Source organism: Nocardia wallacei (genome assembly GCF_029868745.1).
In the GTDB taxonomy this organism is placed as follows: Bacteria; Actinomycetota; Actinomycetes; order Mycobacteriales; family Mycobacteriaceae; genus Nocardia; species Nocardia wallacei_B.
In genome coordinates, this window is record NZ_JARWOP010000317.1 from 1 (window position 1) to 18,765 (window position 18,765).

An 18,765-nucleotide genomic window follows, 5' to 3' on the forward strand; every position below is an offset into this window, starting at 1 on the left:
CCAGCTGAACCCGCACAGCCTCGAGTACCTCTTCGACCAGAGCGGCGTCCCCGCCATCGGCGGCCTGCCGACCATCGAACCCGCCCGACCGCTGCGCAGACGCCGCGGTCCGGCCCTCCCGCGCCCGACGATGCAGGCACCCACCGGCGGCGGCAACCCGAAACGCCGCCGCAAGAACCCACCGGAGCCCGAACCTCCCCAGCTACCGGAACGGCCGAGCACACCCCCGCAGAACGGCGAATCCAGCCAACCCACCGAACAACGCGCCCACCAGCTGTCATTCACCGTCCCCGACGACAGCGCAGTCGTCGGGGACCACACCGGCATGCCGGACGCGAAGCAAAGCGGCGGCGCATTCGTAGAGATGCGCGTCGACGACAACGGCACCGACCTCCTACCCACCGGCAAAGCCACCCGGTTCGAATTCCACGAGCCCTTCGGCGACATGCCCGATGGCCCACCGACCACCACGCCGGACGACGGCAACCCGGAGTCGGCTTCCGCTACGCCTCCTGTCCCGACGGCGGCCGCCGCCCCGGCAGTCCAGGCAACGGACCGAATTCCGGCTCCCGACGGCTCAGCACCACCCGGTAGCGACGCCTGGTCGGCCGGTACAACCACCAACACCGCGGCATCTTCGTTTGCGGGTGAAGAGTACGGCATCAGCAAACTTCCCGAGCCCGAACATGTTTCGCCGCGGGGACCGCGGCAACACTCGACGACGCCATGGAGCGGCCACCCGGGCGGCGCCGCGGCGGAGAACAAACCGGAGAGCGGCCGCCGTACGCCGTGGCACAGCATGGAACCGCGGCCGGGCCTCGTTGGGCACGATCCGGGGCCGCATGTCGACCTGAATGCGGCCCCCGCGGTCGCCGCGGGCATCGCCCTCGAACGCGCAAGACGCGGCAAACGCGACTTCCCGGTCATACTCCCCGACATTCACCTGGCCTTCCACCACAACCCCGAAAACAGCCAACCCTGGGACGGCGGCGACCAGGCGGCGCCCCACCCCGCCCAGGACGAAACCCGCACAGCCGCCAACGGTCCCGTGAAGGACGAACCAGCGGCGAGCGCGCCGGCCGCGCCCGGCCCGCGGCACGCGGCGGCCGGCGAGGATGTCCGCTTCGCTCGGATCAAGCAGGCGATTCTCGTCGAGTGCATGACGGGGTCTGCCGCCGTGGCGCTCGCGCTGGGCAGGGCCGTGGCCGCGCGGCCCGACGAAGACTGGCGTCAGGCCCTCGACGCCCTGACACCCGAGGAGCGCCGGGCGTTGACGCGGCCGGGGCCGGCCGCACGGCAACTGCACCACGATGCGATCGGCAAGGTGCTGTCCGCCCTGTCATCGTCCGAACCCACTGTGGCGGTGCCGGATCCGACCGATATCCCGGATCTGCATCCGATCGAGGGATACCGCTACTTCGGCGGCAAGACCGGCCGCGCCCTGACCTATCCCGAAGCAGCCGCGATTATCGACGTGGCCCTACGGAGACTGCCTGCGGCGTTGGAAACGGACTCCGTGACCGTCGACGTCGGCCCATTCCTGGTCCACATCGTCAAATTCGACGACGTCGAGAATTCGCGTGCCTCGATGGAGAACCGCGTCCTCGAGATGCTGGCGCTGCGCGGTGCCGAGGGGATTACCCGCCTCTACTACGTCGGCCACACCTTCGCCATGCCCGGCGGTGGACATGCCATGGTGTCCATCCGCAGCGGAATGCCGCAAGCCGTTCAAATCGCCGACGGGACGGCTCCGCCCGAACATCTTGTCGCCACCGGCGTCCGGCATATTCACACCCAGCTGGGCGGTACCCCGGCCGAGAACCTGGACCCGCGAATGTATTTGCGTGAACTGGTCGCGGCCGAAACTCGTCGTGTCAATCGGTTGTTCCAGGACTTCGGCGATCTCCTCACCGCGCTCGAGGTGCCCGTAGATCCCTTCGCCCCGGTGCGGGACCGGCTGCCGTTCCTCGACCCGGCGCGATTCCGGGTCCTGCTGTGCGAACCGCGTTTCGGGCATCTGCTCATCGCCATGGTCGACGGCCGCCTGGTCGTCTTCGACCGCGAATTCGCCAGGCGGGAATCTCAGCACCACGACCGCCCCGGCCTGATCGATGAGCCCGACCCACCGGGCAGCTACGTCTACGGCGGCGACGCACTCACATTGCTCCTGCAGATTCAGCGCATCACCCACGGTGCCGAACAACTGATTCAGGCCGCGGACGCCGGAACTCTAACCCCGGAACAGGTCGTCTTCACTCGGACGGCGCTACTGCGCGCCTTCGCCACCGCGCGATCGGCCTGGCAGCAGCAAACCGCGCTGCCGCCCGTGCCGGTCACCACGGCGATCGGCGTCTGGCACGGTCTCGGCACCGATATGGACCCGAAACTCCTGCGCACGCTCGATGATCGGACATTGCTCGCTAACCTGGCGGCGGGCTTCCCGGCCCGTGCGACGCTGGCCGAAGCGTTCCGGTCCGCTATCGGGTCCGGCAGCCTGGCCGCACACCAGCAGCTGCCCTCGGCGGCGCAGTTGGCCGAACACTTCGGAATTTCCCCGGCCACAGCGGGTTTCGTCTATGCCAAGCTGAGACGCGAAGGGCTCGTGGTGACTCGCCAAGGCTCCGGCACCGTGGTGGCGGAGAAGCTGCTCACCTCGGAACCCACCGAGGACATGCCCAATTCGGGCTACGCCGTGCGCGGTGTCGTCGACTCGATGAACTTGGCGGAAATGCTGCCGGGCCGGTCGAATGTCGCTGCCCTGGCAGACGGCTTGCGCACCGCCATCCACGCGGGCGACCTGCCGGTCGGATGGAAGCTGCCCGGGGTCAAGGAACTCGCCACCGACCTGGGGGTGTCCGGATCGACTGTTGCCCGCGCCTACCGGCAACTGGCCGGCCAGGGTCACCTCGCCGTCTTCCATGGCGCCGGGACCGTGGTGACGAACCAAAAACCCGCTGCCAACCAATCACCCGCGCCTCAGCCCGCACAATCACCCGCGCCTCAGCAGGCACCTCCCGACGGTGGCGCAGTGGACATGCCCGTGGATCTGGAACGAGCCGACATCACCACGCTGCAGCAGGCCATGGCGTCCGGCGAAATCACCTCGGAGCAGTTGACCTTGGCATATCTGCGCCGGATCCGGGCGTTCAGCCTCAACGGCCCTCGCCTCAACGCCGTCCAAGAGGTGAATCCGGACGCGCTCGATGACGCTGCGCGACTGGACGCAGAGCGCCGCGAAGGTCGCGTGCGCGGGCCACTGCACGGCATTCCGGTGCTGATCAAAGACCTCCTCCACATGAAAGGAACGCCGACGACCGCAGGCGCCCTCGCGCTGCGCGAATCGTTTCCCGACGATGATGCCTTCGTGGTAAAGCGGCTGCGCGACGCCGGCGCGGTCCTTCTCGGCAAGACCAAGCTGACCGAGCTCGCCGGCTTCATCACGACCGACATACCCAACGGATACAGCGCACTCGGCGGGCAGGTGCTCCACCCCTATAACCCTGCGCTGGATCCGCTCGGATCCAGCACCGGATCCGCCGTCGCGGCGGCGGCGGGCCTCGCCACGGTGACCGTGGGAACGGAGACGTTCGGTTCGACCATCAGTCCCGCCGCGTCCAACTCCCTGGTCGGCGTGAAAACGACGGTCGGTTTGGTGAGCCGGACGGGCATGCTGCCGATCGCGTCCACTCAAGATACCGTCGGGCCCATCGCTCGTTCGGTGCGAGACGCGGCGGTGTTGCTCAACGTGCTGGCCGGTCCCGATCCGGAAGACCCGATTACCGCCACGGGCGCGCGGGTCTTCGGAACCGACTACACCGCGGCACTCGCCACAGACGCTTTGCGTGGCAAGCGGATCGGAATCGTCGCCGCCGAGGGGGCCGGGACTCTCCACACCGATTTCGCCGAGGCGCAGGCGGTGATCACCGCCCAGGGAGCCACCTTGGTGCCGGTCGCCATCACTGACCCGACCCTGCCCTCTGTCATCGTCCGTGAGTACAAGCGTGACCTCGATCGGTATTTCGGTCGGCTGCCCGCGGACGCGACCATCACGTCCTTGGACGGTCTGATCCGCTTCAACCTCGCCCATGCCGCCGAGGGTTCGATCGACTACGGGCAGTCACGGCTCATCTCGGCGAACGAGGTCGACCTGGACGATCCGGTGGCCCGAATGTGGTACGAAGCCGATCGTGCGGCCCGCATCTCGGCGACGCGACTACGCATCGACTCACCCCTCGAGGCGAACGACCTGGACGCTCTGCTGTTCATCCACAACGACTCTCATCTGGTCGGACCATGTGCCCAATACCCCTGTGTCACAGTGCCGATCGGGTATGACACGAACACCGGCCAGCCACACGGCATGACCTTTGTGGGCACCGCGTTCTCCGAGGCTTCCCTGCTGGCGTTGGGGTATGCCTACGAGCAAGCGGCTGCGGTGTGGCGCCCGCCGTCCGCAATGAACCCAGCGTTGCGGTACGGACCGGTCCCCGCGGCACCGGAGACGGCACACTCACCAGCCACTCGGACGACCGCGGACACGGCTGCTCCGTCGAGCGCCCCGCCGCCGCGCCGGCCCTCCGCCGTCGCACCCGGTCCCATGGGTTTCGCGGACCCGGACGTGCCGTTCGACGGTCCGCACCGGCCCTGGCATCCCGTTCGCCGGCAGGCGCGGGAACTGGGCATCGATCATATCGATGGTGGGGGCTTCGGTCACGGCACGGGGCAGGGACGGAAACCCGTTGCAGGACAAAGGGAACCGGGCGAGCCCGAGGATCTGGCGCAGCAGCCGAACGCCCGCGAGACGGCCGTGCTCAACTTGGTCTACCAGGGTCTCACCCCCGCCGAGATCGCGGACCGGCTGGGGACCAGCTCGGGCTCGGTGAAGAACCACCAGTCCCGGGCCGCGGCGAAATTCGGGACCGCCGGTGCCATCCCGACCGTTCTCGAAGCGAGGCGGCGGGGATTCATCGAGGTCGGGGATGCGCCGCTCGCGATCGGCACGGTCCGGCTCTCCGAAGACCAGCGAGAGCTCTTGGGATTCATGGCACAGGGCCTGTCGGACGAGGCGGTCGCCCGGCGACTGGGGGTGAGCCCGGCCACCGTGCAGCGGCGGCGCGATCGCATCGGTGAAGCGGTGGGCGCGACGGGCAGCGTGCCCATCTTCATGGCAACTCTCCGTCTCGGCGTCCTGGACGACGACGGGGCCACCTCCGAAGCCTATGACGAGGTTCTCGCCACTGACATGGAATCCGAACTGGTGCTGGAGATGTCACCGGAATCGCGGCGAATTCACGGTGAGGGGTCGGATCGCGCCACGGTGTTCGCCAATGCTCGGACGGCGGCCGACCCCGCATTCGCCGCCGCGGCCGGGCCATATGTGTCGAACCTGGTGGCCCAGGCGACATTCGACCTGACTCGCACCCGCAATTCGGGGTACGGGCTGGACCAACTGCGCCGCGCTGATGAGGTGCTGGCCGAGATCCGCACCCGCATGCCGGACGAACCGGCGATCGGGGACGCATCCGTCGCAATCAGCCGCCTGCACCAACGCCTCTCGCGGCTGTTCGAGGCACCGCGGTCGCTCCGCCACCGCTCGGCGCGAATGCGCGCGCTGACCCTGGAACACCTGGGCGCCGGCGCGGCGGCCACGACGGCGCTCGCACAGACCGTGGAACTGTTGCGGAGAAGCGCTGCCGCGAGCGCCCCGCCGGCGTCTTCCGGCCGGGAGCGAGAGGTGCCCGAGCTGATCGAGGCGGGCCTCGGCAGCACTGAGATCGCGGCACCGCTCAGGATATCGACGGGCACGGGCGACCTCGACGATCCCGCCGGAGCGCCGCCGAGCCCACAACACGACGGCACGACTCATGACGTAGACGTTGTCGGCAAACCCGGCACTCCATGGAAACGCCCACCGCAGCTTCGGCAGGTGCTCGAGAAGCACCTCGCGGACGGACGTCCGGAACTCGTGACCGCCCTGCTCCGCCGGCGGCTGGACACCGAGATGCCGCGCCTCGCAGTGAGTTTCGGAGAGCAGGCGGCGCGCGATATCGCTGACGAGGTGTGTGCGACGGCGATCGCACGCTTCGGGCGACTCGGCAGCCCGAACATCGAGCAATGGTTGAACAACATTGCGCGAGAGGTCATCTCGAACCATCGCACAACAGCCGAACCCTGGCGCAGACTCCGGGCGTTCATTGCCGAATGTGCACAGCTCGAGCACGCCGACCCGCTGGTCCAAGTCCTGGCCGCAGCCAGGACTACGGACGTTCGCCGGACGCTGGCCTCGTTGCCGGCATACCGGCGTCACCGGCTGGTCCGAGCCTTCTGGCCCGCCGATCCCGTCACCTCGGCGAAAGCGACCGATGGGACCGAGTTCGACGGTCAGGCGCTCTGGACCGCGGCACGCCAGTTGGCCACAGCGGTGGCCGCCATAGCGGAATTCCCTGCCGCGCTGCCTCTTTCACCCGTCGCGCAAACCACGTCCTTCGTGCGTGCGGAACCGCAAGCACCTCCGGCTCGAGCCGGAGCTCCGGTCGGCCGCCCTACGTCCTCTCCCTGGCCGACCAGCAGAGAACTCGAGGTGGTCAATCTGATCTACCAGGGTTTGACCTACGTGGAGATCGGGCGAAGGCTGGATGTCGATCCGAAGGCCGCCAGGAACTATCTGCGGAATGCGTCCGAGAAGTTCGGCACTGTCGGCGCCATTCAGACGGTTATGGCGGCCAAGCAACAGGGTTTTGTCCAGTTCGCGGGCCGATCACCGGTCGGCTTCGTCCGGTTTTCCGCCGAGCAACGCGAACTCCTCGGTTTGATGGCCGAGGGCCTCACGGATCAGGCCATCGCCGGACGGTTGGGCGTAGCGACGCTCACTGTCAAACGCCGCAGGGCACGGATCGGCGCCGTGCTCGGCGAGACGAAACGAACACCAATGTTCATGAGAGCCGTGCGATCGGGCGCCCTAGACGAATCCGTACCGGCGAGGCCGACCCCTGACGCAACACCGGCGACCGCTGCGCTCAATTGGCCGACCACGCAGCCCAACAGCCTCCTGTACCGAGTCCAGGAGGCGGAACTTGTCCGGCGTCTCTACGACCGGCCGGAGGTCAAGTCCGCGGTGGTGGCGGTGCTGGAACGGCTCGAGACGGTGATCAGGGGACTGTGCCCGGAGGCGGCGCCGGAACAGATTCGCGGGGCCTTCGACGCGAGCGCCAGGCCGCGGTGGGGCGGGATGGTGCTGCCGTCGGTGCCGATGGACGAGCTGAAGCGCGACGGGAACCTTCGTGAGCAGATGTCGGCCGTCCTCAACGCGATGATTCGCCATGCCGAGTTGGGCGACGCGAAGGTCGGTCCAACGCTGGACGAGGGCATCGCTCGATATATGAACCAAGGCGAGGAGTGGCGTAGGCGCAAGGCCGATGAGCTGGGGCTGGACTTCCACGCATTGGAGGCCGTGTACGCCGCGGTCCTCGAGGACAAGCAACCCGGAGAGCCGATTACCTGGAAGGACATAGCCCCGGTCCAGTACGCGCGGATACACGACGACATCGCGGATGCGGCGTTCGCCGAATACGAGCGTCGGACGTCGGCATTCCCCGCGAGGAATGCCGGCGTGCCGCGCCTCACCCCCACGTCGGGAGACGTGGCCGCCCTGGGGATGCCGGTGTCACTGCGGGAATTCGCCGCACTGCCCGAGCGGAAGGTGCTGCGGATCCGCCGGCTCGACGCGGACGCAACCCTCCGCTACCTCGAGGACGGACGTCTCGATATCTTCCGGCTGACGACCCGTCTGAAAGAACGCGACAGCTCGGTCGAATATGTCGCGCCTACCTACATGCTCGACGCCCGCGGACGGCCGATTCGCGACGAGCACGGTCAGTGCCGGATCCAATCGGTCAAGGTTTACCACAGCGAAGGCTATGTCGACGCCGAGGATGCCTACCGTCTCGACCATGTGGAACGGGTAGTCCAGCTCCCGTGGCGACCGGGTTTCGTCTACGTCGATCCCGACGGCGGTAATGACTACGTTCGTGAGCTCGCGGAACAGTCGATCCCTTCGAACGCGGGGATTTCCGGCACCGCTGCCCGAATGCTCGCCCGCTTCCGCTGGATCCGTTCGCCCGGCATCTCCGAGCACGATTTCATCGCGGCGATGATCACCTTCATGCTGCCGTACCACCACACGATGTATGAGTTCGCGCGGGGCCTGGAAATGATCGGAGTGCGGTTCGGCGACGACGTGAACTCGATGTACCGCACCGTCATCGAGCAGTTCGGTCCCGAGCGGCAGCCCGATAGTCCGCACCGGACCGCAACCGATACCGCCGAGCGGCGCCCGCGACCGGTTCCCTGGAAGCGGCCCACATCTCGATCCGCCGAACAACAAGCTGCCCCGCAGCAGTCGGTAGCGCAGCATCCGGGAAACCGTGCGGCAGCAAAGTCGGCTTCCGCCGGGATGCCGGCCGCCCACATCCGCACATGTCTTGTACAAACCGTCCGCGCCGCCTGGGCCGACGGCCTCGACAACGCACGCAAACCCCCCGACAACGCACAAACGTGGAGCGAACTGACCACCGGCCTCCGAACCAGCCTCGAAGAAATACCCGTACCCACCAACCGCGACAATGCCGACAACGACCCACTCGCCCACATCATCGACGAAATCCTCGACCCCACCACGCTCACCACCAGCGCCGCCGTCGTCGTCGACGACGGCCGAGGGAAAGCCCACGGCTACTACGTAACCCGCACCACCGACCTCGACGGCCGACCCCAAGCCATCATCTACGACACCAACACCCCCGAACCCGATACCACCGACTCCGGCAACACACCCGCCACCAACCCTCACAACGAACCCCCGCACATCGCCCGCGTCCGCACCCGAGACAAATGGACACAGACCTACGCCACCATCACACGCGCCTTCGTCGCCAAATTCACCACCGCAACCGACGCCGACGCCGAGCCCACAGGCGCCCTCAAACCCATACCCAACACCCCCAGCCAGGGCACAACCAGCCCCATCCAAGGTCCACCCAGCAACGACCCGGACGACGAGGTCGCCCGCGATACCGGTGAACCGGTGATGACCTTCGAACAGGCCGATGGTCTACGGGCGCTGACCTTTACGCGAGGGGCGTCCGGGGTGTCCGGGGCGTACCTGATCTGGCGCCTATCGGATCCGCGGCCGGAACATGCGGGTGAGACGGTCATCGTCCGGCGCCGACGAGCCGCCACAGACGAACCCGGTCCAGTCTCGATCGGGCTGGATATTCCGGGTAGCGGTAACACACGTGACATCCGGAATGGCTTGACGAGACCGGAGGACACCACAGGAGACGGTGTCCGCGAGCCGCGAATTCTGCACGAGGGCCACGATTTTGTCGTTCACGAGCAGATCACGGGGACTCCCGTCACGGTCTTCGATCTCGTGGGTGCCGACATGTCGTTCCTCGGCGATGTGGCAGAGCAGCTGTTCGCACAGCACGCCCTACTCGACGAGCCGACCTCGACGACCACAGGTGCCGCCTGGGAGAGGGATCTCCGCCGCACCCTCCGCATCGCCGAAATGGAGATCGCCGGTCGCCGCTCGGAGCCGGAAATGGAATCGGCTCTCGGTGTGCTCGGCCTACCGGCATTGTCCGCGGTGTTCCGGCCGAAGACCCCCGGGACCGGTGGTGGGCTGCCCGTAGGCCTGCGAATCGCGCCGATCCTCGCCGACCTCGTGCGCACACCGGACGGCACACGGGTGCGAGCGGGCTGGGAACTCGCCCATGCCGGTCCACCGGCATGGGCATACGCCGCATTCGCCGTCCGCAACCCCTGGCCCCTCGAAGTGCGGACGCAGGTGCAGGACTGGTGCCGGCAACAACTGCACGGCGACGCCGCGATCGCCGATTTCGATCGCTATCTGGTGGTCGAAGCGCGGATCGCGGCCATTCGACAGGCTCTCCAGGCGCCGCACGACCTTGTTACCGACTCCGACGGGCATACCGATCCGGTGTCCACGTTGACCGATCCGCTGTCCGGGTTCACCGCGAATCTTGCGATCGTGTACCGGGCAGCGACACTCGAACCGTTGACCGAAGCCGAATGTGCGCGTGTGCTCGACGCGTTCGCGAACCGTACAGCACAAGAGTGGCGATCGGAGCTCGCTTATGTGACTGTCGAACTCGATGAGCCACGGCCACCGCGGCTCGGGAGTGTGGTTCGTGAATCGCCGGAATACCGACCGGCGAGACATACGCGCGAGGTAACCCGCGCCTTGCGGCGGCGGGCTGGAACACACCGACTGGAAGTCACGCAAGCCGTCCCGGAAACGGTCGACCCCGGCGGCAATGTGGTGGCACGCGTCCGAATGCACGCCGTAGTGATGATCGACCGGGCCGAATTCGGTGATGTGGAAGTGCTTTTCGACCTCGATACCGCCGACACCGTCACCGCCTATGTCGATCCGGGCTCGGCCGCGGAGTTCGTTCCGGCGTATCTCGCCGCTCGGGGTGGCGCCGGACGGGGTTCGTTCCTCGATATGGTGCGGCACTTCGTCCGCGGCGCGGGCGCGGATCTGTTGCGTGTGAAGGTTGCCGATGATCCGAGAGGCGACATTCTGCACGGTCGCGAGCTGCTGACGCAGGCGGGCTTCGCACCGGCCGAGGATGCACCACGATGGATGAGCGGAGACTGTGTGGCACAGCGGATTCCATCGGCGCCGGTCACATCGCGGTTGGATCGACGTCTCACCCGGGAACAGGTGCTCGAGGTGATGGAGCAGGTACGAGTGACCGCGCCGCACGAGTCCGAAAACCAGTGCGGTGTCTGGCATCTGCCGCTTCCCACGGTGCCGGGCTCGGTCCCGGGTGCGATGGTGACCGTCCGGGTGTACCTCGAGGAGGCACAGCAGCTCGGTTTCGACCTGGATTCGCTGGCCGTATCTGCGGCGCATGGTTCGGACATGTTCCACCAAGCCGGAGTGCGGGGCCCGCGGCTGCTCTTCGACTCCGAGTCGTCCCCGACGGCGCCGGACTTCACGACGCCGGTGACGATTCACGAATATGTCCCAGGAGACAAGGTCCTGCCGGACGAGGGCTGGGAACGGACGACCGAAGATGTCTTCGTCGAGTTGTTTCGGCTGCACAGCATGGCGCACGGCGCCACATCGCAAGCTTACTGGGACTCCAGGCAAATGCATCGGATACGCCAGCTGGAGCACAGCGACATCGACCACCGGATGGACACATTGACCGGTGGCGTGCCGCTGTTCGTCACGTGGCAACCGGTGCTCGCCGACGAGGGCGATAGGCGGATGGGTTTCACGCACGGCAACCCGATCCGCCGCAAGATGCGGCGCGGTGCGGATGGTCGCGTCGGTTTCACCGATGCGAAACTCGCGCAGTATGCCCCTATCGCGTGGGATTGGGCCAGGTACTACCTCGTGAACGACTGGACCGATGATACCGAACGAGACGAGGTCGCCACCGAGATCCGGACCATTCTGGAAACCCGGTACGGCGACGATATCGGCGACGGATTGGTGGCGGATTTCGACCGGTACGTGCTCCTGGAGGCACGGAAGTCGATCGTCGGCGACGCTTATCGGCTGCCCCGGAAAATCGCCACAGGGCTTGTGACCGTCGACGAGGTCCTGCCGGACTTCTATCGCAACGTCACCCTCGTATGCCGCGCGGCTGGGCGGGATCCCATGTCCGAGAACGACGTTCGCGAGCTGCTGGAGGAATGGTCGCGACATACGCTCGAGCCGGACGCGACCGCCGCCGCGGCGCCCGCCATCGAGACCGTACCCGCACCCGCCGCGGAACCGCGCCGGTGGATACGGCGGTTGTTTGCCGCAGTCAAGCGACCCGGTGCGCGCTCGCCGAATGCGGACGCGGTGGCGATGCTGGCTCTCGTCCAGCGCTGGGACGGACCGCGACGACTGGAACCGACCAGGGTGCGGTGGCACAGTTCCCCGGACGCCGGCACCGTCGCCACCGTCACGGCCGCAGTCATGGATGGCACGCGCATGCACGGCGAAATCCACTTCACTTTCACCGAGGATGCTTCCGGCCGGATGATCGCCTACTGCGCCGGCGCCGACACATCCCAGAAGACCGATCCACTCGTGCTCGAATTCGTCCGCGACGCCGGCGCTGTGCACCTCCGGACATATGTGAGCGACTGGCCGGCGGCAGCACGAGCCGGATTCGACTGGAACAGAGACCATCTCGGTGAGATGGAGATGATCCGCGAGACACTCTGCGACGCGCTGGCCGCACTCGAACAGCATGACTCGGCCGTGCCCGCCGCGGTCGCGGAGGTGAGTCGGCAACTGCGGGCGGGCATTGTCCCGCCACCCGGGGAGTTGTTCGATGCCGGCATACCAGTGGATCAGTTCGCCGCACCATGGCTCGGATGCATCGACCTGGCCGACGCATCGACCGAGACCGTATGGAGCCAACCCGAAGCGCTGCTGGTAACCGCGATCCCGGTGGACCCGGCGCCCGCACCGGAAAAGTTGTTGGCCAACATCAAGCGCGAGGGCAGCGGCACCATGGATTCGCGAGTCGCCGCCAGACAATTTCTGCGGGCCAAACTGCGCGCACCGGACCGGTATGGAAACAGCAAACGGGCGTGGTTCTTCCGGGATGAAAACGGCAACCGGATTGTCGTGCTGCAGAAGTTTGCCGAGGAGAAGGATCTGACCTGCAATCCCGATCCATCCCATCGGGACGTCCGCTGGTTCCGGTGGGTTCCGTTCACCGCGGGAAGAGCCGTGGAGCTTGCCGGAACGGTGATCGATGTTCCCGAGCAGGTGTACCGGTGGCGCGATTTCTACGTGGAAGAATTTGCCGAGGGGGAGACCCCCGAGCCGGTCGACTGGAATGGCGCTCTGGCCAAGATGTTCGAGGTGAAACGGCAACTTCTGAATGTGCGGCTGCCCGCGCCTCTGCGGGTGCGGTCGGTGACCGAACACTTCCACCTTTACCTGGATTACCAACGCCGCAATTACCGTCGTCGCGCACCTTGGCTGGATCAGCTGTTCCGGCTCGCGCCACACCAAGCATGGTCACCGGAGACCGACGACGGAATCTGGGCGCCGAGCCTCAGCCATAACGACATGACTCTCAAGAATGTCCGGATCGCCGGTCGCACGATCACGGTGATCGACTGGGACAACGCGGCGATCACCCACCCGCTATGGGACTACGTGACCATGCTCTGGTCGGACTGGCCACCCGAAATCGTCGAGGACGTCGAAAACAGGATCAGGCTCGAGGTCCGGGATCTCTTCGGAACACGCGGCGAGGCAGAACTGGAGCGACTGCTCACGATGGGATGCCTCGACTCGCTCTACGGCGACTCCAGGATTTTCGTCGATCAGATCGCAGAGGATCCGGGCAAGGCCGACTCCCTGGTCGGGCGGCTCTACTCCGACTATGAGCGACTGTGCCGCCTGCTCAGGCGTAGCGCCGCCCGAGGGCAGGATGGGCACGGCGCAGGGCCCGTGGTTGCGGAATGGGAGCCGGAGTCACTGGATGTGGTTCGCACGCTGATGATGGAGGCAGTGAACCGGCTGCGTGCGGAGCGGGGTTACGATCCGCTGCTCGATGTTCCGCACGCGGTGCCCGCCCGCCCAGCCCGCACGTCCACGGCGAGTGTGAGGTTGATTCTCCCGACGGCCGAGGAATCCGGCGACAACGAGCTGCGCACTGTGGTGGACGGCCTGCTGGATCAGGATTACCGCCCAGACGGCTACACAGTGGTACCGACCGGCGCAAGGTATACGACAGTCGCGGACAACCGGTGCCTCACCGTGTCGGCCACGATCGTCAACGGTAGCCGAGGGTTCGATGAAGTCGGTGACATGCGATTCCATGTCCAGCGCAGCGACAACGGCGGTGTCACAGTGACATTCGATCATCTCGAGATCGACCGGGCGTTCGCGGACGGGCGCTTCACCCGGCACTTCGTTCCGCGATTGCGCGACTGCGTCGCCGCCGGCGGCCGAATCATCGTGCCCGTCCACGGCCCGGCCGGCGTCCGGGTAGCCGCGGAGCACGGCCTCCGGCTGGATACGGATCCGGACCACCTGGCCGAATCGCGAGAAAGCACAGCGCACCTGCTGAGCACCGACCCGGGAAGCGTCGTCGCCGACCCGATGCTCGCTCGCCTCGACCGGTCGGTCGAGGCGCTTCCCACGTTCGCAGAACTGGCGTCCTATCTCGAGCGGTCACCACACGAATGGCCGCAGGGCCGCCGCTGGTGGGGGGTGCTGGACGGTGCCACCGCGGAGGCCGCCGACGCACGATCTACCGCGGATCCACACCCGATGACCCGGGTGGCGCCTCCGGACTCCGAGACCGAACACCCGGCATTGACCGGGACCGACATCGAACTGCTCACGATGCTGTTCCGTAACCGAGCACACTTCGCCGGGAACCACCACGGGGTCTGGACATTCGTGCTGCCGAACGGCCGGAAGGTCGCTGTCCGGGCATCGCTGGACACGCCGAATCCCAATTTCGATCCTCGGATCGGCCTGACGGTGGGGGAATCCGCCGCGGTCCAACTGTGCCGGCGGGCCGGTGTCCGGGTACCTGCGTTGTATCACGTCGGTGAGCAAGGCTCCTTTCCGGAGCATTTCCTGTTCCACGAGTTCCTCGAGGGCGAGCATCCCACCACGTCGGACCGCTCGTGGAAGCACATCGCGGAAGCCGTGTTCCCCGTGCTCGACCGGCTGCACGCCCTGCGCGCCGCGGACTGGTCCGATATCGAGCCCGCACAGCAGGTGCCGACGACCCGTCTCGAGTGGGAGCAGCGGCTGGTACGGGAGATAGCACGGATCGCCCTCGAATTCGACACCGGCAACCGGTTGCACGGTGAACTCGGCCTGCCTGCGCTGTACGACATCGTCGACATCCGGGCCGCATCGGACAACGACATCCCGCTCGGACTGCTGCACGGCGATCCGACCTTGGGGAACATCAAATTCATGGGTCCCCTCGGACACGAGGTCGGACTGCTCGATCTGGAACTCGCCCAACCGGGCTCACCGGTGTGGGATTACGTGGCATTCGCGGCACGCAACAACTGGCCCAGCGATACCGTCCGGGACGATGTGAAGGAGTGGTGCGGGAAGCGGCTGCGACGATTCCACGGCGACCGGGCCGCTGCCGACTTCGACCGGTATCTGGTGCTGGAGGCATGGAAATCCGTTGCGGGCGACAGCTTCCGGCTACCGCTGCTGGTCGCCCGCGATCCGGATTTTCTCGAGGAAGCGACGGAATCGTTGCTCCGCAACCTGGAGGCCGTATTCCAGGCAGTCCGCCGGGAGGCGCCGGGTAAGGCAGCAGTGCGGGAGATGCTGCTGCGGTGGTCGCGCCAGTTCGTACAGCTACGCGAGCAGGCCACTGCCGATCACGCTGCCGGCCGGCCGGCATCCGCCGCCGAACCCGCCGCCCGGCCGCCGGCGACGGATACGTCCGGACTGCCGCGGTTGTCGCTGCGCGAGCTGCTGCGGACCGCGGTCGCGCCCGGAAACAGGCAGGCGCCTGACACACTGCAGCAGGTTGTCGCCACCCTGCGACGTGCCGACGGCCCGGCCCGGCTGGAACCTGTCGCGGCCGAATACGAGCCGCCAGGTGCAGCGGAAACGGGCGTACGGAGCCGCATCCGGCTCCGTACCGTGCTGATGGACGGTACTCGCGAATACGGTGAGATAGCAGTGCGTTTCGACCTCGGGGCAGACGGGGTCACGGCCCGCCTGGATCCGATCGGCGCCAATCTCGAACGCCTCGCGAGCGACTATGGTGCCCCGGATCTGCTCGGACCGGCCGAGGACCTGGCCCGCCGGATGAACGCCGATACGATCGAACTGGAAGTCTCGCGCAGAGATGGCGTCCGGGCAGCACACCACGGGTATGTCCGAATCGCCGAACCGGTGGGGCGAGCCGAGCCCGCGACCGCAGTGCAGGACACCGCGCCGAGAGGGAGCGGGCAGCCGGCCGGCACTCCGCCCCAGGTGATCCGATCGGCCGGACCGGGCGCGCGTTTCGCCCGGCGGTGGGTACGCAAGAACCTCGCCGATGCGTCGAAACCACACACGCCGACCACATTCCGCTCCGCGCAGCGCCGACCGCAAGGCACCAGATATCTGCTCGACCTCGCGGAATCGGGCCAGGACGGCAGCTTGGAACTCGAAGACGCGGCCCGAATGCTGATCACGGTCGTGACGAATTACCCCAAGATCGTCGGCTACCACCAGTGGATCTCGTGTATCGCCGACGCCAGCGGCAACCCGGTGAAGGTGCGACGTGTCATCACCAAACCCGGCGACAAAGACCTGGTGGTCAATCCGACACATCCTCGACTCCTCGACGGAGACCGGGAGATCCGGAGGATCGAACTGGACGAGGACCGAGCAGAGGACCTGGCACGGCAGGTAGGTGTCGACATCCCGAGGACGACGGGTCGCTCCGGCGATTACTCGTTCCGTGAAATGGGGGAGGGCCGTGTCCCCGCGACCGCGGACGACACCTGGAGACAGACCCTGCACGGCTTGCTCGAGCAGTTGCGGCGATTGCAAGCGGTCGAGCTGCCCGCCGCTCTGAAAGTTCGCAGGCTGGCCGACTACGAACAGCTGTATCTGAGCATGCAGCGGATCAAGCAGGAGGCAAGCCATCCGCTCCTGCGGGCGATGAAAGTACCGCGGCCGCATGAGATCTGGACACCGGGCGACACCGACGAGACATGGCTGGGCCTGAGTCACGGCAATGCCACCTTCCGCAACCTGTGGGTCCGGGAGGACGACGGCAGTGTGCGGCTGCTGGACAACTGGAATCTCGCCGGTGTCCGGCACAAGCTGTGGGACTACGTCACCATCTTCTGGAACCTCTGGCCACTGGATCGCATCGCCGAAGTGACGGAGGTGGTCGGGACGGAAATCAGAAACTTGCACGGCGAATCCGGAGTGCGGGAATTCCAGCGACTGCGCGCCATGGCTGCGCTCGACTCGTTGTACAGCGACTCCAACTACTTCGTGCGCAAGATCAGCCTCGAGCCCGGCTCGGCCGGCCCCCTGACAGAGCGCTTCTACTCCGACTATCTCGCGTTGTGGAGGTACGCCGAAACCACCGGACGGTCGCGGTCACTCGGAGCGAAACTGACCTACCCGCAGGTTCGCGATCTATTGCTGCGTGCCGCCGATGCGTATCCGAACCGCCTCCCGCCCGGCCCCGATCGCGACACCGCGCACGCGACTCGGTCGACCGAAGCCGCGTCGGACGCCGATCTCTCCCAGGTGACGCCCGTCGCGGATCTGCTCGCCGCGCCACCTGCCGAGCCCGAACTGCTACCGAAACTCTCCGGGCTGCAACGACAGTACGGCGAACTCGAACTCCGCCTGACCCATGCCGGCTACCTGTGGGGCGGCGCCGGCGACGAACGGCACATCTCCGGTGTACGGCTCCGCGGTGTATTCGTCACCCGCGGTGAGAATCCGGCCGAGGCCGGCGACCTGGATCTCTCCATCGAGTTCGACGACAACGACCAACTCATTGCCCGGTTCGACAGGCTGTGGTTCGAGCCGTGGCACGAGAGTGCCCAATGCGACAGGCAATTCGTCTCCGCGATCCGCGCATACCTCCGCCGATCCGATGTCGACGATCTGATCCTCCCTGTCGACGGCCGGCGCGGAGCCGTAACCGCGATCCGAAACAACCTCGACTGGAACGACAGCAACGACCCCCGCTTCCTCTCCACGAGGATGGCGGCGCTGGGCGCACACATCCGCGCCGACCTCGCGCTGCGGCCGGACACAGCGGTCGATCCGGAACTGCGACGGCTCCTCGACCAACTCGATGCCCCGTCGAACGGCCACTATCCCACCCTCACGGAACTCGACCGCCACCTACCGAGAGGGATGAGCGCGGCCGACTACTGCGACGGTTTCCACTGGGCGGGGCACACCGCGCCATGAACCAGGACGCGGCCATGGACTGTGACACCGTATAGCCGAATTGGTGAGATCGCCACGGGCACAGCGAGAGTGCGGCGCCGTCTGTCGTCGTCGGAGATTCTGTCGACACTGCGGTGAGTGGAGGTGACGTCGGTGAGGGCTTGGTGGACTTCGGACAGGATCAGGCGGTGGCGCAGGCCGAACGTGTCGGCGAAATCGCGGGTGCAGCCCAGGATCTGCGCCCGGGTGGGGTAGTCGCCGAAATGCCGCGGCATCGGGAAGTCGTAGAAGCCCGACACGTCGCCGGAGGAGGTGCCAGCACCCAAGACTGTCAACGTGAATTGACATCGCATGCGTGTCAATGTAAATTGACACAGGCAGGGCACTGCTCGAAAAGGAGATTCAGGATGCGGTGGCGAGGTGTCAATTACGACGTCGGTATCGAGTTCGGTGAGCGATACCACTCCCGTCCGGATTTTGATCCGGAGATCGCTCGGCGTGAACTCGAGATCATCCAGGAAGCGTTGCACTGCAACGCTGTTCGCATCGCCGGAACAGACCCGGAGCGACTGGCGGCGGCTGCAGAGATCGCGCTCGATATCGGGCTCGAGGTGTGGCTCTCACCCCATGTGCACGACCGGTCCCCGCGGGAGACGTTGGACTACATCGTGCGATGCGCCGGGGGGGGGGGGGGGGGGGGGGGCCCCCCCCGCCCGGGGGGGGTTTGTGTTGGGGGGGGGGTTTTGGGGGGGGGTTGTTGGGGGGGTGGGGTGGGGCCCCCACAGGGGCGGGTATTAAAGACCCCCCCCCGG

2 protein-coding genes are annotated in these 18,765 nt (G+C 66.7%); one reads left to right on the plus strand and one right to left on the minus strand.

The genetic code is table 11. From position 1 onward, the window contains the following. Window positions 1–130: 130 nt before the first annotated feature. The gene (locus tag QH470_RS29775; RefSeq protein WP_280275689.1) at window positions 131–17,974 is read left to right on the plus strand and encodes an amidase family protein; all 17,844 of its coding nucleotides are present in this window, start codon (window positions 131–133) and stop codon (window positions 17,972–17,974) included. Here the strand turns inward: QH470_RS29775 and QH470_RS29780 are convergent. Beyond that, window positions 17,932–18,483: a hypothetical protein gene (locus QH470_RS29780; RefSeq protein WP_280275690.1), complete on the minus strand. Its 552-nt coding sequence runs from the start codon at window positions 18,481–18,483 to the stop codon at window positions 17,932–17,934. The genes QH470_RS29775 and QH470_RS29780 overlap by 43 nt on opposite strands. Window positions 18,484–18,765: the final 282 nt, after the last annotated feature.